Source organism: Novosphingobium rhizovicinum, assembly GCF_040813635.1.
Classification (GTDB): Bacteria; Pseudomonadota; Alphaproteobacteria; order Sphingomonadales; family Sphingomonadaceae; genus Novosphingobium; species Novosphingobium rhizovicinum.
In genome coordinates, this window is the sequence record NZ_JBFNXR010000031.1 from 51,441 (window position 1) to 68,685 (window position 17,245).

The following is a 17,245-nucleotide window of genomic DNA, read 5'->3' on the forward strand; positions in this document are numbered from 1 at the left end:
ACAACCCCGTCAGAGCACCCGAGGGTCGACCAGCGTCCGCACCGGCGCTGTCGGCCCCGAGAGGTTCGCCACCGCTTCGGCCACGCCGCTGAGCCCGATCCGGCCGCCGAGCCATGGCGTGACGTCAATCCGGCCATCGGCGATGGCGCGGACTGCAAGGTCCATGTCCTGCGGCTCCTCACCTCCGGCGAACTGGATGTTCAGGCGCTTGTTCTGCGCGGCGAAGACAAACAGGCTTTCCGCTTCCATGCAGTATCCGCCCATCACGATCCGCCCGTCGAACGGAGCCGCCTCGACGATCCGCTGGAGCATGCCGGGCTGTCCGACACATTCGTAAATCAAGTTTACGCGCCGCCCGTCGAACGCAGGCAGCGGCGCGTAAGGATCGCTCTCACGCGGGTCGAGCGCGATGTGCGCGCCCATCGCCAGCGCGAGATCGCGGCGGCTCTGGTGGAAGTCTGCCGCGACAATCGGGCCGACACCCATCAGCTTGAGGCCCGCAATCACACCTAGTCCGATGGCGCCACAGCCCAGCACCAGTACAGCATCGCCTTTGTCCGGGCGTCCCCGCCGGGCATGTTCCAGCCCCACCGCCAGCGGCTCCACGCAGGCGGCGTAGTCATCGGGCAGCGCGTCGGGCACTTCGATCAGGAAGTCCTCGTCCAGCAGCATCAGCTCACCAAAGCCGCCCGGGCACTGGTGACTGTAGCCAACCACTGCATGGCTGCCGCCTTGCCGCATGATCGGCACCGACACCACGCGGCGTCCCGGCTGGACACTGCGACGGCTGCCCGGACCATAGTCGAGCACTTCGCCAACATACTCATGGCCCGGTACGAACGGCTGCTCAAAATCGAGCGCCGCGTACGGACCGCCCATCTTGCGCGACAGGTCGATGATGTTGCGTCCGCCGGTGAGGAAGTGCTGGTCCGAGGCGCATAGCCCGCAAACATGCGTACGCACGAGCGCCTGCCCCTTGCCGGGGACGGGATCGGCGACATCGCCGACCCCTACTTGCCCGTTCGCGATGAAGGCAGCCTTCATTCGCCCTTGCTGGCCAGAACTTCGCGCAGCTTCGGCATCGTCTTTTCGAGCAGGCGCAGCGATTTCCAGCCCTCTTCCGGCGCCAGTCCGCCGAGCAGCGGCTGGAAGCCCAGCACACCACCCTCGGGAATCGTGGCGGCCTTCTCCAGCAGCTGCTCCGGCGTCCATGCGGCGAAGAGGCCAGCGTGGCGCAGGACTGCCGGATCGTCCAGACCCTTGAACGGCGAGTTCGAAGCGTCGCCCTCTGCCGCCGCCCACTTGGCGTATTCGGTAATGACGTGGACCGCATGAGGCGCGATGGCTTCCCAACCGGCGTCCCGGTCCTCGCACAAATGCACGGCGAGCGGCATTCCCGGAACCGGGCGAAAGTAGGTGCGCGGCGGGTTGCCCAGGCGCTCGCACTCCTCAAGGTAGATGTCGACCAACTCCGGCTTCATCGGGCCAAGGCCCACGCCGAAGCGAGCAGCCCGCTTGGCTGTAGCGGGAACGCCGCCGCCGACCATCACGATGTCCTTGGGATCCTGCACGGCCAGCGGACGCACGAAGATCGGCCGGTCGTCCATCTCGAAGCGTTCACCCTGCAGGGCGCGCACGATGATCTCCAGCCCCTGGTCCATCAGCTTGGCGCGGTCCTTCAGGGACTTCTTGAACATCGCGAACTCCTGCGGGACGTAACCTGCCGCCAGGATCACGTTCAGGCGGCCGTTTGACATGTTGTCGACGATCGCGATCTGCTCCGCCAGTTCGACCGGATCGTGCAGCGGCAGGATCACCGCACCCAGCACGAAGCGCACGCGCTCGGTTACGGCCGCCATGCCGCCAGCGAGCACGAAAGGCTGGGGGAGATAGCCGTCCTCCGAACCGTGGTGCTGCATCAGGCCGATCTGGTCCACGCCCATCTTGTCCACGAACGCGGCCATCTCGATCGCAGCGCGATAGAGTTCCGGCGTGGGCGCGGCCCACTCAGGCGAGCGCATATCAAACGAAACGGCAATGCGGCGTTTTTGGGGGTCAATCATCATAGGCCTTTCAGAATGGCATAGGAGGGATCTTCGCGGTCGCGCCGCGTCCAGTCATGTTCGTGGACGGGCGTGACCTCGCTCATGGTGTCAAAATCGATGACGGTGTTCCGGTGGTCGATGGCCCAGTTGCCGTCCCGGCGCGACCAAGTGTCGCAATAGCGGGCCCAGACTTGCAACTGGAACGGCTTGCCCTCACGCTCGCCCCGCAGCGCGGCCATGACGTAAGCCTCGCTCGCGGCACTGTCCCCGTCGAGTTCGATCAGGACGTTCGTGACCTGATGCGAGTGCGCCTTCAGGTTCAGGTGCGCCTTGCAAATGTAGTCGATCGCGCCCCGCCCCGAACCCTTGTAGCTGGTCGGGCCGTAGTCCGCAGTGGCATCCTCGTGGAACACCGAGTGGCCCAGCGGAACGTCGAGCCGGTCCACCGAACGGCAATAGCGATAGAGCTGCCCGGTGATCGCCTGCTTGTCGGCAACGGCTTGCATGGTGTTGATCATCGGGTCACCCCTTCGCAGCGTAGGAAGCGGCCATGGCCGAGAAGCGGCGGATCCGCTCGCGCCGGTCGGCAGCCGAGGTGGCGGACATGATCGCCTCGTCGTCCGCCTCACCCCAGTTGCAGACGGGTCCATGCGGCAGGCGCTCCAAGCCCAGGCGAGCCACATCGTCCGGGTGTGCCAGGTTGTCAGGAATGGCCACGCCGCGCGCCTCCATCAGCTCGCGATGGGCAGGCGTATCGGTGCGGCCGATGACATAGCTCAGCACATCCACGCCATGCGGCTCCAGTTCGGCCCAGAGCGCCTCGCACAGCACAAGATCGAAGGCCTTGCTGGCGGCATAAACGCCGATGCCGGGCAGCCCCGCGTAACAAGCGCCAGAGCCCACAACGATGATCCCGCCGCGCTTGCGGGCACGCATGGCGGCGCCGAAAACGTGGAGGGCGCGCATGGTGGTCATCACATTTCGGGTCGCGAGGGCATCCCAATTGGCGATGTCGTTGTCGAGGAACATGGATCCATTGGGATCGGCACCCGCGTTCAGGATCAGCAGACCGACTTCGCGAGGGCCGGCCGTTGCCAGAAGCTGCGCCACCGCATCCTCCCGCGCCAGATCGATCGAGGCGGTGATGCACTCCACGCCGTGGTCGGCGCGCAGCTCCTCGGCCAGCTGTTCCAGCGGACCTTCGCGACGCGCAACAAGGATCAGGTTCAAGCCCTTCCCGGCCAGCTGGCGCGCAAAGGACGCTCCGGTCCCCTCCGAAGCTCCCGCAATCAGGGCCCAAGGTCCATACCGGCTTGCGAACTGCGCCGAATCCATTGATGCTCTCTCCCCCCTGACAGGCCGCACCCTTTAGCGCTGGCCGGCGCCGGTAAAATTCACTAAATCCAGAATATGTCAAACATGAAGTTGTCCGCCGAGGACGAGCGCTTTCTCGAAGACATCGCTGGGCTGATGACACCCTGGGGATGGCCGCGCCCCGTGGGGCGGATCTACGCCTACCTGCTGCTTCGCGCTGCGCCCGCAACTCTCGATGAAATCGCGGCGGATCTGGGTATGAGCAAGAGCAACGCCAGCGTCGCGGCACGCACGCTGGAGCATTGTGGCAACGCCAGGCGGCACAGCGAACCGGGCAGCAAACGCATCTACTACGCCGTGCCGGAAAACCACGGCGGCCCTTTCGCGGCCAAGGCCGAACTGCTCGGAAGGCTGGAGCGGCTTTTCGACCGCCAATCCGCCCGTGCACTTTCCGAGGACGTCACCGGCAGGTTCGACACGCTGGCGACGTTCTACGCCCGCATGCGCAACGCGATGGAAGAGGTGATCGACGGCGAGCAGGCAGAGGCCGCCCCGCTGCGCCGGGCACCCGGCTCAGCCTAGATCGCCCAGACACATTCCCGGGCGAACGAATGGCCCCTGGCGAGGAGTAGCGAACGCAATGCGGTTGTCCGAGAGGTCGGGGGAACGGCACATTTGTTGAGACGCACAAAGCGCAGCAACAACGACAAGCCAACGGGAGAAGCAATGATGGAACTGGCCGACTACGCCGAGAAGTACAGCTGCATCCGCTTCGCCCGCGCCGACGGAGTGTTGGAGATGACGCTGCACACGCGGGGCGGACCGGCGCTGTGGGGCACCTCGCGCACCAGCCTGCATGCGGAACTGGGAGAGGCCTTTGCCGATCTTTCGCGCGATCCTGAAAACAAGGTGGTGATCCTGACCGGCACGGGTGACAGTTTCCTGGCCGGGGCCGATCCGCAGGAGCGCTTCGACGAGCCCGACATGGCTGGCATGTGGGCGCGAATCCATGAGGAGGGGCTGGCGCTCCTGCACAACTTGCTCGCCGTGCCGGTGCCGATGATCGCCGCGGTGAACGGTCCGGCGATGATCCATGCCGAACTGGCAGTGCTGGCCGACATCGTGCTCGCCGCCGATCACGCGGAGTTCGCCGATCTCGCCCACGTGCCGCAAGGCGCGGTGCCGGGCGACGGCGTGCATGTAGTCTGGCCGACGCTGCTTGGCCCCAATCGCGGGCGCTATTTCCTGCTCACCGGCGAGCGGATCGGCGCGCACGAAGCGCTGCGGTTGGGGATTGTGGGAGAGGTGCTGGCGCCCGATGTGCTGCTGGATCGTGCGCGAGAACATGCGCGGCGTCTTGCCGCCCTTTCCGCGCCGATGTTGCGCCACACCCGCAGCCTGCTGGTGCGCGAACTGCGGCGGCGCATGTTCGACGAGCTTGGCAGCGGACTGGCGCACGAGGGACTGGCCATCCTGCTCTCACGCTGACACGCGTCCTCGTCCGCGGGCGAGTGCGGGATAACGCCGGGGGGAGAGAACGACGGCGGACGTGCGGCCGGCGCGGCCTGGCGCGACAGGCTTGGCTCGCGTTCCATTGTGCGAACGGCTGACGGGGGAAGCGCGAAAGCGGACCGCCAACTCGACCTCTATTGTGCGAAGCGCCGGCGGGAGAGGCTCGCAATTGGCGCCGGCCCGATCCGGCAAGCCAAGGAGAGTGCCGGTAGGACAAGAATGGCTTCGCATCGGGTGCAGGCGCCCGTCTGGAGCGCCGGCCGCATGGTACGGGATCGTTGAACGAGGCCTTCGCTCACCCGCACCCGCCGTGTGCCGGAGTTCCCTCCGGCGGCTGCGGCATATAACCTATTTGGTTCTATTTGTCAAGTTTGCGCGATATCCCGGCTCAAGCCGGCACCTTCAGGCTCTCCGCCAGCTTGGGCACATCCGCCAGCGCACGCAGCGCGTCGTTGAGGTGGGTGCATCCTTCGGGGCCGCGCAAAAGCGCCAGCACTTCGTCGCGAATGGCGTCCAGCCGCTTGCCGACAAGGCGCTGGGCCGTGCCGATGGCGCCGGGGCATTCGGAGAACGGCAGGATCAGCGGCTCCGCTTCCAAGGTGAGAATCTCCAGTGTTCCGGCATCGCATGTTGCGCGCAAGGCGTATTCGTGGACCGCCACGCGCCCGCCTTCCCTTTGCTTGGCACTGTCCTGAAACGCCGAATCAATCCGCAAGGTACCGGCGATCGGATCACGCACCACGTCGATCCGGCGCGCGCGGCGAAAGCCGGGGCCGTCCTGCTCATAGAGCGCGTGCCAGCCTCGCGGGTCGGACGGATTCACCAGATCGCCCGCATCGGCGTCCGCCACATTATGCGGGGGGCCTTCAGGGCGCAGGCCGCTGTTGCCCTCCTTCAGGCCCCAGCACACGTTCGTGCGCTGCTGCATCATGCCGGCCATCTGCTCCTCGCCCATTCGCTCGCGCAGCTTTTCGGCCCAATCGGGATACCACTGCGACCACGCGAAAGCCGAGACCAGCGCCGTGCCCGAGATGTCATCAAGGACAAGGTAAAGCGGATCGCCTTGCGCGATCAGTTTGGGCAGGCGTTCGCGCAAGGCCATGCGCAAGTGATTGCCGCCGCGTTCGCCCACCAGCGCATCGACGCCGGGGTGCGGCGGCTCAGCGCTGATCGCGGTGATCGTCTTGTCCTCTGCCATCCGGAGGCGGAAACCGCCCTCGGCCAGCACCTGCCCCTCGCCACCGCCAGCGGGCGTGAGCATGTCGCGGGCGCGACCGACCATGAGCCTTGGCGCTTCCGGCCCATCGGGCCACGCGACGTCGATGCTGGACGTGCGCCGGACCGAGTTCGATGGGCGCGGCGGTGCCGGATTGGCAGTGCTGCGCGGAGGCGGAGGAAGCGTCTGGGTTGCCATGCGATCCACAGTGTATCGCCCGCCCCTCCCGATCAACCCTCAGCTGCGACGCGGACCAGCAGCTTGCCGAGGTGGCTGTGCCCGGAAAACACGCTGGCGAAGGCCTCCGGCGCGGCTTCGATGCCATCGACAAACGATTCCGCGAAGGTGATCTTGCCTTCTTTCATCCACCCGGCGATGTCATCGAGGCCCTTCTGCCCTGCGAAGATGCCGGCAAAGCCTTTGATCTCCAGCCCCTTGGCCATGATCTGTCGGTAGAAGCCGGGCAGATGGTCAGGGCCCGGCCCTTCCATGCCGACGCCGTAGTACGCGATGAAGCCGCACATCGGCATGCGGGCGCCACGCTTCAGCAGCGGCAGGACTTGCAGCGTGACCTCACCGCCGACGTTCTCGAAGTAGACGTCCGCGCCTTCCGGCAGGGCCGCCTTGAGCTGGTCGGCGAAATCGGGCGCCTTGTAATCGGCCACCGCATCGAAGCCGAGGTCGAGCAGGCCCTGGCACTTTGCCGCGCCTCCCGCGATGCCGACCGCACGACCGCCAAGCGCCTTGGCAATCTGCCCCGCCATCGAGCCAACCGCTCCGGCAGCGGCGGAGATCACGATGGTCTCGCCCGCATTGAGCCGCCCGACGTTGACCACGCCTTCGTAGGCTGTCTGGCCGGGACCGCCGAGCGCGCCCAGTGCCGTCGAGACCGGCGCCAGCGCGGGATCGAGCTTGCGCGGCGGGCCGCGATAGTCGCTCTTGTCGGGCGCGACGAGGGTGTACTCGGCCCAGCCGGTGCGCCCCTCGACGAAGTCTCCCACCTCGTAGTCGGCGTGGTTGGAAGCGACGACCTGCGACACCGTCGGGCCGATTACCGGCGCGCCCAGCTCCATCCGCGCGGTGCCGGAAAGCACCGTCTCGTCGAGCGAAAAGCGGATCAGCGGATCGACGGCGATGTAAAGCGTCTTGAGCAGAAGCTCGCCCTCGCCCGCTACCGGTACGCCCACGTCCTCCACGCGGAAGTCGGAGGCTTTCGGGTTGCCCTTGGCATAGCTGGCAAGGACAACCTGCTTCATCGTTCCACTCATTTCAGCTTGACCGTCACCGCCGTCATGCCGCGATGCTCGAGGCCCCGGTACTCGGGCTTGGGCTTGGATGGATCGAGCGTCATCTTCGGGAAGCGATCGAGCAGGCCGTTGATGGCCACGATCATCTCCTGGCGCGCCACTTCGATGCCGAGGCACCGATGCGGGCCGAAGCCGAAGCCCATGTTCGCCTGCTTCTTGCGGAAGATGTCGTATTCCAGCGGACGTTCGAACACCGCAGGATCATGATTGGCCGCACCGAAACAGAGGTAAACGCGGGTGCCTTCCGGCACGTGTACCCCTTCGACTTCGGCATCGGCCGTGCTGAGCCGCGGCATCATCGGGTCCGTACAGCGCCAGCGGAGGGATTCCTCCACTGCCAGTTCGATCAGCGAACGGTCGTCGCGGCAGGCTTCCCAGAAGTGGTAGTGGTTCATCAGCGCGTCGATGGTGATGCCCAGCTGCCGCCAGGTGGTGCCGCCACCCGCGAAGATCGCGAGCTTGCAGTAGCCGAAGATCTCGTCCTCGGTCAGCTTGCGCTTGATGCCGTCCTCCTCGTCGACGATCTCGGCGTTGAGCAGCCCGGTAATGAGGTTGTCGCCAGGATCGCGCGTGTTATCGGCGATCAGCTGGCGCAGCGTCGTGTCGATCCAGGCGCGCGAAGCGGCGGACTCCTCGGGCGGCAGGCTGGCGGCGCCGAACGTGGCGCGATTGAGCTGATAGCGGAACTCGATCACGTCCTCACCCTCCAGCCCGATCGCGCGAGTGACCGTCGCCATCGGCAGGCGCGCGCAAAGCTGGGAGTTGAGGTCGGTCGCCTCCTCGTCGAGCAGGCGGTCGAGCAGGGCGTCCACCGTCTCCTCGATCCAGCGCTTGTTCCACCAGTCGATGACCTTGGGCCGCTTGAACAGCGGCTGCGCGGCGGAGCGTAGGCGCTTGTGCGGCTTGCCCACCATCGAGAGGATCGTGGTGCCAATCGTGCGCACGCCCGCGCTTTCGTTATAGCCCTCGGACGAGAACAGCAGGTTTTCGCGAAAGCCGATCTCGCAAGCGCGGTATGAGAAGAACGTCATCTCGTTGCGGGGCGGACCCATCATGTGCGACATCTCGGGCACCCCGAGCAGTCCCCGCAGCGAGCCCTGATGCACCGGGGCCTTTTCGCGCAAGGCGTTCATGTCGTCGGTGTAGTCGCGGTTGTTGTCGACGCCGGCGTTCGCGCTTTCCTTGTTCACGTCGAACATCTCGGCGTAGCGCGGATTGTCCGACATCAGCGAGGCGAGAGCGGCGGAATTGCCGCCCCCTCCTGTCATGGGGCACGTCGCCATGGCATCAGGCTCCTGTCTTGCGGCCGGCATAAAGCCCGCCGTCGACCGGCAAGTTCACGCCGGTAATGTTCGATGCGAGGTCCGAGCAGAGGAACAGCGCCGCCGAGGCGGTGTCGCGCGGGTCGATGGCCCGCCCGAGCGGATGTGCCTTGCCCATGCTGTCGAGGATGCGGTCCTTGTGCTCGCTGTCGGGGTTCATGCCGGCGTAGTTTGTCAGCATGCCCGCAGGGCAGACGGCGTTCACGCGGATGCCCTTGTCCGCCACTTCGATCGCCAGCGCGCGGGTGAACTGGACGACAGCGCCCTTGGTGGTGCCATAGAGCACGCCGCCGTAGCCCATCAGCCCCGCAACCGATGCGGTGGAGACAATGCAGCCACCGCCTTGACCGTTCGCACCCTGTTTCTCGAACTGCCGGATCGCGGCTTGCGAGCCATAGATGACGCCGTTGATGTTGACGTCCTCGACGCGCTTCATCTCTTCCGGCTCGCAATCGATCAGGCTCTTGAGGCCCTTGCCCGGAACCGGGTTCACGGTGATGCCCGCGTTGTTGTAGATGATATCGAGCCGCCCGAACGCCTCGACTGCCTTGGCAACGGCCGCATCGACGGAAGCGGGGTCCGAAACGTCGCAGCCGACCGCCACAGCCTCGCCGCCCGCTTCCTTGACCAGGCGAACTGTCTCTTGCGCGTTGGCGGCGTTGATGTCCGCTGCGACCACCTTGGCCCCGTGCTCGACGAAGAGCAGTACCGCAGCACGCCCCACACCCGAGCCGGCGCCGGTGATCAACGCCACCTTTCCTTGTACCAGTCCGTCCATCTGTCCTCTCCCGTATTCTTTTTGTTCAGCCCCCGATGTTGAGGGTCGTCATCATCTGGAATTCGCGCAGGCCTTCGATGCCGCGCTCACGGCCCTGGCCACTCATCTTGATGCCGCCGCCGCTGGCGTAGCTCGACATGACGGCGCCGTTGATATTCACTGCGCCGCTGCGGATCTTCAGGCCGACTTCCAGTGCCTTAACCTTGTCGACACCGTGCACCCAGCCGGACAGGCCGAACTTGGAATCGTTGGCCATCTCGACGGCATGGTCGAGGTCGCGATATCCGATCACGCCGATCACCGGGCCGAAGATCTCATCCTGCGCAGCGGGGTTCTTGTTGTCGGGCAAGTCGAGCACGGTCGGCTCGAAATAGAAGCCCTTGTCGAGCCCCTCGGGCCGCTTGCCGCCAGTGACGACCCTGCCGCCCTCAGCAATGGCGGCCTCTACAAAGTGCTCGCACCGGGCGCGCTGGCCAGCGCTGATGACGGGGCCGAGCGTGGTCTCGGGATCGCTGGCCGAACCGATCTTCACGTTCTCGAGCGCCTTGGCCATGCCTTCAAGCACCTGATCCTTGCTCTCCTGCGGCACGAAGACGCGGGTGCCCAGCACGCAACCTTGCCCGGCGTGCGAGAGGCACACGCTCGACGCCGCCGAAGCTGCCCGGCCCACCGCGTCCGGCAAGTAGATCTGCGCTGACTTGCCGCCAAGCTCCAGCACCAGCCGCTTGAGCGTGGGCGCGGCTTGTTCGGCGACCTTGGCGCCGACCGTGCACGATCCGGTGAACGAGACCATGTCGACGTCGGGGTGCGTGGTCATGGCGTATCCGCCTTCCAGACCCTGCTCCGTGATGACGTTCATCACGCCCCTGGGCAGGCCTGCCTCGTCCGCCGCCTCGGCGAACACCATCGCGGACAGCGGCGTCAGCGGATTGGGTCGTAGGATCACCGTATCGCCTGCCATCAAGGCCGGCACGACTTTCCAGAACGCGGTGTAGAACGGCACGTTGTAGGCCGAAATCGCCGAGACCACGCCCAATGGCGTCCAGCGCTTGAGGCTCTGCACCACGAAGTACGGGTTCACGCGCTCGTGAAGGGGAAGCGGATTCTCCTCATGCTCGGGCAAGCGCAGGAACAGCTCGATGATCTCGTCCGTCATCCGAAGCGGCGCGTGGACTTGTGCGCCCATGACATTGGAGGAGACCGGACAGCCCGCCTCCAGGATCGCGCACTCCTTCAGCCGGTCTGCGCGCTTGCGGAGTGCCTCGGCGTAGCGCGTCATGTATGCGGCACGAGCCTTCATGGACAGGCCAGACCAGCCGCCATCGTCGAAGGCGCGGCGCGCGGCCGCAATCGCCGCGAGCGCCTGCGCCTCTGATGCGCCGGTAACGGTATCCACCACGCTCTCGTCAGAGGGGTTCTCAACCTCGAAGCTCGCTCCCTCACCTTTCACGAACGCGCCATCGATGTAGCCAGCGTAATCCAGAGCGCCTCTCCACTATTCGTTATATCGAATTATTGTTCGGACATGAGACTAGCTCAGCCGCATAGATGCGTCAATCTGTCTGCCCCGTTGCATCGTGCCGGAGCCATGCTTATGCCTCCCTCCGCCTGCCTGGCGGTCCGGCGCGTGCCGCGATCCGCCTTGCCCTGACATATGATGCGAAGGATGCCCGCGATGGCCTACACCGACTTCCTCAAGCAGCAGTGCTATATCGACGGCGAGTGGTGCGACGCCGATTCGGGCGCGACCTTCGATGTGACAGACCCCGGCTCCGGCAAGGTTCTGGGCACCGCGCCGAAGATGGGTGCCGCCGAAACCGCCCGCGCGATCGATGCTGCCGAGGCCGCGCTTCCCGGCTGGCGCGCGAAAACCGCGGGCGAGCGCGCCAAGCTGATGCGCAAGCTCTATGACCTGATGATGGAGCATCAGGATGACCTGGGCGAACTGCTCAGCCGCGAGCAGGGCAAGCCTTTCGCCGAGGGCAAGGGCGAGATCGCCTATGGTGCCGGCTTCATCGAGTGGTTCGCCGAAGAGGGCAAGCGCGCCTATGGCGATGTCATCCCCGGCCATGCCGCTGACCGCCGCCTTGTCGTCATCAAGCAGGGCATCGGCGTCGTTGCCGCGATTACGCCGTGGAACTTCCCCAATGCGATGATCACCCGCAAGCTCGGCCCTGCACTCGCGGCTGGCTGCACCATGGTCATCAAGCCCGCCTCGGCTACCCCCTATTCGGCGCTGGCGATCGCTCGCCTGTGCGAAATGGCCGGCATCCCCAAGGGCGTCGTCAACGTCGTCACCGGCAGCGCGGGCCAGATCGGCTCTGAGCTGACACGCAATCCCAAGGTCGCCAAGATCACCTTCACCGGCTCCACCGAGATCGGCCGCGAGCTGCTCAAGGAATCGGCCGACACGATCAAGAAGTGCTCGATGGAACTGGGCGGCAACGCACCGTTCCTGGTGTTCGACGATGCCGACGTCGATGCCGCCATCGAAGGCGCGATGATCTCCAAGTTCCGCAACGGTGGCCAGACCTGCGTGTGCACCAACCGCTTCTACGTGCAGGACGGCGTTTACGACGAGTTCGTCAGCAAGCTGGCGGATCGCGTGAAGGCGATGAAGATCGGCTATGCCATGGACGAGGGCACGCAAGTCGGCCCGCTGATCGACGAAAAGGCGGTCGAGAAGGTGGAGGAGCATCTCAAGGACGCTCTGGACGGCGGCGCCACGGTGCTCGCAGGCGGCAAGCGCAGCCCTCTGGGCCACAGCTATTTCGAGCCAACCGTCATTGCAGGCGTGAAGGCCGACATGAAACTGGCCAAGGAAGAGACCTTCGGGCCCCTCGCCGGCGTCATTCGCTTCACCGACGAGGCCGACGCGATCCGCATGGCGAACGACACCGAGTTCGGCCTCGCCAGCTACTTCTACGCGCGCGACATCAGCCGCGTCTGGCGCGTGGCCGAGGCGCTCGAAGCGGGCATGGTGGGCATCAACACCGGTCTGATCTCCACCGAAGTGGCGCCGTTCGGCGGAGTCAAGCAGTCCGGCCTCGGCCGCGAAGGCTCCAAGTACGGTCTCGATGACTTCATGGAGCTGAAGTACTTGTGCATGGGCATCGAGACGACTGCGCCTGCAGCCAAGAAGGTGGGCCAGCCGCAGCCGGGTTCGCCCGACGCTGGCGGCGAGTAGGCGCTTTCATTTCGATGATTCTTCGCAACGCCACGCCTGCCGATGCGTCCGCTGTGGCGGCGCTCGGCAGCGAGGCGTTCTGCGCCGCCTTCGCTTACCTCTACCGGCCAGAGGACCTGAACGCCTTCCTCGCGGCCAGCCACTCGACCGAGAAAGCAGCGGCGGAAATCGCGGACCCGGCCATGCGGGTGCATTTGGCCGTGGGCGATGCGGGCGAGCTGCTGGGTCTCTGCAAGCTCGTCCTCGCTTGCGGCTGGCCCGAACACGCCCGGACCGAGCGTGTTGTCGAACTCAAGCAGCTCTATACCGATCCCGCCGCCACCGGGCGCGGGATCGGCGCCGCTCTGATGGACTGGGCTCTGGCCGAAGCGGCTGCCCTGGATGCGGGCGAGATGCAGCTATCTGTCTGGAGCGGCAACGATGGCGCGCAGCGGTTCTACAGCCGCTACGGGTTCGCCAAGATGGCAGACATTCACTTCATCGTCGGCGAGCAGCGCGACGAGGAGTTCCTCTTCGCCAAGCTGCTGTAGGCCGCGGGCCTGTCCGGTCACAATCGCCGCGCCGTGAACGACCGTCAAAACCACTTCAGCCGCCGGAACAGCAGAACTTGTGCCAGGATAATCCCTGCGCAGATGCCGACGACCGTCCAGAACGCCTGCGGATCTTCCGCATCCGGAATGCCAGCAACGTTGATCCCGAGAAGGCCTGTCAGGAACGTCAGCGGCAGGAAGATCGAGGCCACGATCGTAAGCTGGTACTGCGTGCGCGCGTTGCGTTCCAACAGCCGTGCGCGCGCATCGTCCTGCAGCACCAGCGCGCTTTCCTTGCTGATATCGAGGTCCTCCAGATAGCGGCGCAGCCGGTCAATCGATTCGGCGATCTCACGGCGGTCATGCCCCTCGAACCAGGCGGGCGCATTCGCGGCGATATTCTCCAGCGCCTCGTGCTCGGGAGACATGTAGCGCTTCAAAGCGAGGCAATTGCGCCGGATCGTTTAGATCTTGGTCAGCATCTCCTGGCTGGCGCAACCCGCCTCCTGTTCCTCCAGCTCGTCGATGGCGGCGTTCATATCGAGGATGGAGTGGCTCATCCGGTCGATCATATGCTCGACAATGGAAGTGATCAGCGCCCCGGCATCGGCGGGGCCGTTCCCGTTGTCCAGCGCGTCACGCGTGTCGTTGGGAGTCTGTAGCGGCACCCGGCGCAGGGTGACCAGGCGCGTCCCGTCGCACCAAAGCTGGAGAGAGACCATGTCCTCCGGCTCCGCGCCGGGGTTGAAGTTGATGCCCCGCAGCGTCGCCACCAGGGCTTCGCCTTCGGCGAAGGCGCGGGGCCGGGTCTCGTCACTGGTCAGAAGCTCGGCTGTGGGCTCGGTAATGCCAAGGCCATCCATCAGCCATTCGTAAACGCCCTCCACCGTTCGGCACAGATGGATCCAAAGGACCTCGCCGGGCGCCGACGGCTCCCACCCGCGCACCTGCTCCCAGCCGATCTCGCGCGCACCGCCCCGCCCATCGAGCACACGGCCGAAAAGGAGCGGGCCATCTAGGCACCGGCCGCCGGTGGGGTCATCGCTGATCGTGGGGTCGTGCATGGCTGGCTCACGGAAAAACGCGCTGGAACGGGAAAAGGTGCACAGGGGAACGGTCATTCGGGCAGCTTGTGCGGTGCCGCCTTTAACCTGTCGCATGATGCGCCTATAAGGCACTCCATGTCCTCCATCCGTCCCTGGCGCAATATCGAGCGCCGCAAGAGCCGCCAGATCATGGTCGGCAAGGTTCCCGTCGGCGGCGATGCTCCCATCACCGTCCAGACGATGACCAACACCCCCACCTCGGACGCAAAGGCGACGATCGATCAGATCCGCCGCTGCGAGGATGCGGGCGCGGACCTCATCCGCGTCTCCTGCCCGGACGTGGAGAGTACCGCCGCGTTTCGTGAGATCGCCCGTGCGGCGACGGTCCCGCTGATCGCCGACATCCACTTCCACTACAAACGCGCGCTCGAAGCGGCAGACGCAGGCGCGGCGTGCCTGCGCATCAACCCCGGCAACATCGGCTCGGACGACCGCGTGGCCGAAGTGGTGCGCGCCGCCAAAGCCAACGGCTGCGCCATTCGCATCGGCGTGAATGCCGGAAGTCTCGAGCGTGACTTGCTGGAAAAGTATGGCGAGCCCTGCCCCGAGGCGCTGGTGGAAAGCGCGCTCGACCACATCAAGCTGCTGCAGGACCACGACTTCCACGAGTACAAGGTTGCCGTCAAAGCGTCCGACGTGTTCCTCGCGGTCGCCGCGTATCAGGGGCTGTCAGAGGCCGTGGACTGCCCGCTGCACCTGGGCATCACCGAGGCTGGCGGCCTGATCGGCGGCACTGTGAAATCCGCGCTCGGCATCGGCAATCTGCTATGGGCCGGCATTGGCGACACGCTGCGTGTCTCCTTGTCAGCGGAGCCGGAAGAGGAAGTGCGCGTCGGGTTTGAGATCCTGAAAGCGCTGGGCCTGCGCACGCGCGGCGTGCGCGTGGTCTCGTGCCCCTCCTGCGCACGGCAGGGTTTCGATGTCATCCGCACGGTAGAGGCGCTGGAGAAGCGACTCTCGCACATCAAGACGCCCATCTCGCTCTCGGTTCTCGGCTGCGTGGTGAACGGTCCTGGCGAGGCGCGCGAAACCGATATCGGCCTTACCGGCGGCGGTAACGGGAAGCACATGGTCTATCTCTCGGGCGTGACGGACCACCACGTCCAGTCCGACAACATGCTGGACCATATCGTCTCGCTGGTGGAGGCGAAGGCAGCCGAGATCGAGGCGCAGATGACAGATGCCGATCCCCTGGTCCAAGAGCCGATCACGCAGGCAGCGGAATGACCGCGGCCTACTGAGCGCCATGAGCGAACACCGCTCGGGCCCTGACGTTGCGATCCTGCTCGACCATTTCGGTGCGGGCGGTGTCGAACGAGTCGCCTGCCACATCGCCAACGGCCTTCATCGGCGCGGCTTACGCGTGGAAATGGTTCTCGAGCGCGATGCCGGTCCTGTGCGGCATCTGCTTGACCCCGATGTCTCGGTTCATGTGCTGAGGACCGTTCGCTCCGTCGGAAGAGGGAGCAGGCTGATGCTCGCCGTGCCCGATCTCGCGGGCTACCTGCGCCGCAAGCGCCCTTCACTGCTGCATTCGCCCGGCAATCACACGCACAAAGCCGCAGCACTGGCCGTTCGCCTCTCTGCCTTCGAGGGTGTGTTCGTCCCCAAGATCACCAATCCCATCGTGAAAAGCGGCATGAAGCCCCTGAAGCGCTGGTGGCGACGCAAGGCATTCGCGTTTGCCTTGGCCCCGGCGACAAAGGTCGTTGTTCTGTCGCCTTCGGCGATTGGCAGATTGGACAGCCTTTGCCGTGCCTCGAAGGCCGTCTTCCTTCCCAACCCCTACGTCAGCGACGGAATGCTGACCTCTCGGGGAACAGAGCGCGGCGCGTCTACGCCGCTGGTCCTCGGGGTCGGCCGGCTGTCGAAGCAGAAGGACTTCGCGACTCTGCTTCGCGCGGCTGCGCTCCTCAAGGAGCGGGAGTGGCGCCTTCTGATCTGCGGAGTGGGTCCCGAGGCTGACACGTTGCGAGCCCTGGCAAAGGAGCTTGGCATCGCAGACCGGGTCGACCTGCCAGGGTATGTGAACGATGTGGCTTCGCTCTACGCAGAGGCCGACGTCGTGGTCCTGTCATCACGCTGGGAAGACCTGCCGGCGACGCTGGTCGAAGCCATGGCGTGCGGCTGTCCGGTCGTGGCGACGGCGTGCTCTTCCGCAGTGGTCGAATTGATGGACGCAGTGGGCGCACCTGCGCCCGTCTCCCCAGGAGATCCCGCAGCGCTGAGCGTCGCCATCGAGAAAGCACTCGACGGACACCTGCCAGCGGTTCCGCCTCAAGCGGTCGCCACCTTCGGCATCAGCGCAGCGTGCGATGCGCACGCCGCTTTATTCTCGAAGCTGATTGCCGAGCAGGCTCAGGTCTCGCGGGGCAGCAGGTAAGATATCACGTGCGGAGGGCATCTCCTTCCGCCCGGAAGCGAACTCAGGGTGCGGTCATACCGGCGCACGATGGCCTGCAGTGTTTAAAGAAGGGTGTTCCGATCGGTGGTATAGGCACCCAGACGCACATCTCAGTCGACTTGCCGATAGGTGCCGTGCGCGAGACCATAAAGGACATCGCCAGCTTCGGGCTGCCGGTCCATGTGTCGGAGCTGGACATAACCATGGGAATGGGAGAGCCGGCCACTCGCGATGCGCTCCAATTGCAGGCGCGCCGAGCGGGGGAGATTGTGGACGCTTATGTCGGGCTCCCCGACAGCCAGCGTTACGCCATTACGCTGTGGGGCGTTCGTGATCGCGACTCGTGGCTCAGATTGCCCCCATATGATCCCGACAGCGATCAACCGCTCGCTTTTGACGATGCGGGCCACCCAAAACCAATGCTGTCGGCTATGGTCGCCGAGCTGGCGGACAGACCATAGAGACGGCTCCCGCAGCCTCTTCGATCAACGCGACGTGACCGATACCACCGTCACCCTTGACGC

The 17,245-nt window shown here is 65.4% G+C and carries 16 protein-coding genes and 1 pseudogene; 7 read left to right on the forward strand and 10 right to left on the reverse strand.

From position 1 onward, the window contains the following. Positions 1 to 9: 9 nt before the first annotated feature. From ABUH87_RS09000 to ABUH87_RS09015, 4 genes are read right to left on the reverse strand one after another with little or no spacing between them, the layout of a single operon-like run. Entirely contained in the window at positions 10 to 1,044 is a 1,035-nt protein-coding gene (locus ABUH87_RS09000) for a zinc-binding dehydrogenase (RefSeq protein WP_367772676.1), read from the reverse strand. Then, a complete protein-coding gene (locus ABUH87_RS09005; protein WP_367772678.1) occupies positions 1,041 to 2,066 on the reverse strand; it encodes an LLM class flavin-dependent oxidoreductase in 1,026 nt (341 codons plus the stop codon). Before ABUH87_RS09005 ends, ABUH87_RS09000 begins: the two co-directional genes overlap by 4 nt. Next, positions 2,063 to 2,563 (reverse strand): nuclear transport factor 2 family protein, encoded by a 501-nt coding sequence (locus ABUH87_RS09010; RefSeq protein WP_367772680.1) that lies wholly within the window; start codon positions 2,561 to 2,563, stop codon positions 2,063 to 2,065. Before ABUH87_RS09010 ends, ABUH87_RS09005 begins: the two co-directional genes overlap by 4 nt. A 4-nt stretch (positions 2,564 to 2,567) precedes the next feature. Beyond that, the gene (locus tag ABUH87_RS09015; RefSeq protein WP_367772682.1) at positions 2,568 to 3,380 is read right to left on the reverse strand and encodes an SDR family NAD(P)-dependent oxidoreductase; all 813 of its coding nucleotides are present in this window, start codon (positions 3,378 to 3,380) and stop codon (positions 2,568 to 2,570) included. Between the two features lie 84 nt (positions 3,381 to 3,464). Here ABUH87_RS09015 and ABUH87_RS09020 point away from each other — a divergent pair, with 84 nt between their 5' ends. Together ABUH87_RS09020 and ABUH87_RS09025 are read left to right on the forward strand one after the other, a co-directional pair. Then, on the forward strand, positions 3,465 to 3,941 hold the full coding sequence (locus tag ABUH87_RS09020) for a GbsR/MarR family transcriptional regulator (RefSeq protein ID WP_367772684.1): 477 nt from the start codon (positions 3,465 to 3,467) through the stop codon (positions 3,939 to 3,941). A gap of 144 nt (positions 3,942 to 4,085) precedes the next feature. After that, positions 4,086 to 4,847, forward strand: coding sequence for an enoyl-CoA hydratase/isomerase family protein (locus ABUH87_RS09025; protein WP_367772686.1), 762 nt, complete (start codon positions 4,086 to 4,088; stop codon positions 4,845 to 4,847). A gap of 412 nt (positions 4,848 to 5,259) precedes the next feature. Here the strand turns inward: ABUH87_RS09025 and ABUH87_RS09030 are convergent, their stop codons facing one another. From ABUH87_RS09030 to ABUH87_RS09050, 5 genes are read right to left on the reverse strand one after another with little or no spacing between them, the layout of a single operon-like run. Next, positions 5,260 to 6,285 carry a DUF2889 domain-containing protein gene (locus ABUH87_RS09030; RefSeq protein WP_367772688.1) on the reverse strand — a complete coding sequence of 342 codons (1,026 nt, stop codon included), beginning with the start codon at positions 6,283 to 6,285 and terminating at the stop codon, positions 5,260 to 5,262. 32 nt (positions 6,286 to 6,317) lie between these two features. Beyond that, entirely contained in the window at positions 6,318 to 7,343 is a 1,026-nt protein-coding gene (locus ABUH87_RS09035; RefSeq protein WP_367772690.1) for an NADP-dependent oxidoreductase, read from the reverse strand. An 8-nt stretch (positions 7,344 to 7,351) separates the two neighbouring features. After that, on the reverse strand, positions 7,352 to 8,677 hold the full coding sequence (locus ABUH87_RS09040; protein ID WP_367772692.1) for a cytochrome P450: 1,326 nt from the start codon (positions 8,675 to 8,677) through the stop codon (positions 7,352 to 7,354). Between the two features lie 4 nt (positions 8,678 to 8,681). Further along, the gene (locus ABUH87_RS09045; protein ID WP_367772694.1) at positions 8,682 to 9,494 is read right to left on the reverse strand and encodes an SDR family NAD(P)-dependent oxidoreductase; all 813 of its coding nucleotides are present in this window, start codon (positions 9,492 to 9,494) and stop codon (positions 8,682 to 8,684) included. Positions 9,495 to 9,519: 25 nt separating this feature from the next. Then, on the reverse strand, positions 9,520 to 10,944 hold the full coding sequence (locus ABUH87_RS09050; RefSeq protein ID WP_367772696.1) for an aldehyde dehydrogenase family protein: 1,425 nt from the start codon (positions 10,942 to 10,944) through the stop codon (positions 9,520 to 9,522). Between the two features lie 225 nt (positions 10,945 to 11,169). On the opposite strand from ABUH87_RS09050, the gene ABUH87_RS09055 reads away from it, so the two are divergent. Then, a complete protein-coding gene (locus ABUH87_RS09055) occupies positions 11,170 to 12,681 on the forward strand; it encodes an NAD-dependent succinate-semialdehyde dehydrogenase (protein ID WP_367772698.1) in 1,512 nt (503 codons plus the stop codon). Positions 12,682 to 12,695: 14 nt separating this feature from the next. Beyond that, positions 12,696 to 13,211, forward strand: a complete 516-nt coding sequence (locus ABUH87_RS09060; RefSeq protein ID WP_367772700.1) for a GNAT family N-acetyltransferase — start codon at positions 12,696 to 12,698, stop codon at positions 13,209 to 13,211. 44 nt (positions 13,212 to 13,255) lie between these two features. Here ABUH87_RS09060 and ABUH87_RS09065 read toward each other — a convergent pair. Further along, positions 13,256 to 14,371, reverse strand: a pseudogene (locus tag ABUH87_RS09065) (zinc transporter ZntB). 21 nt (positions 14,372 to 14,392) lie between these two features. On the opposite strand from ABUH87_RS09065, the gene ispG reads away from it, so the two are divergent. The 3 genes from ispG to ABUH87_RS09080 are packed head-to-tail and all read left to right on the forward strand — an operon-like array spanning position 14,393 to position 17,182. Continuing rightward, positions 14,393 to 15,544, forward strand: a complete 1,152-nt coding sequence (gene ispG, locus ABUH87_RS09070) for a flavodoxin-dependent (E)-4-hydroxy-3-methylbut-2-enyl-diphosphate synthase (RefSeq protein WP_367772702.1) — start codon at positions 14,393 to 14,395, stop codon at positions 15,542 to 15,544. A 19-nt stretch (positions 15,545 to 15,563) separates the two neighbouring features. Next, positions 15,564 to 16,700 (forward strand): glycosyltransferase, encoded by a 1,137-nt coding sequence (locus ABUH87_RS09075; RefSeq protein WP_367772704.1) that lies wholly within the window; start codon positions 15,564 to 15,566, stop codon positions 16,698 to 16,700. Positions 16,701 to 16,708: 8 nt separating this feature from the next. Next, positions 16,709 to 17,182 carry an endo-1,4-beta-xylanase gene (locus ABUH87_RS09080; protein ID WP_367772706.1) on the forward strand — a complete coding sequence of 158 codons (474 nt, stop codon included), beginning with the start codon at positions 16,709 to 16,711 and terminating at the stop codon, positions 17,180 to 17,182. Positions 17,183 to 17,245: the final 63 nt, after the last annotated feature.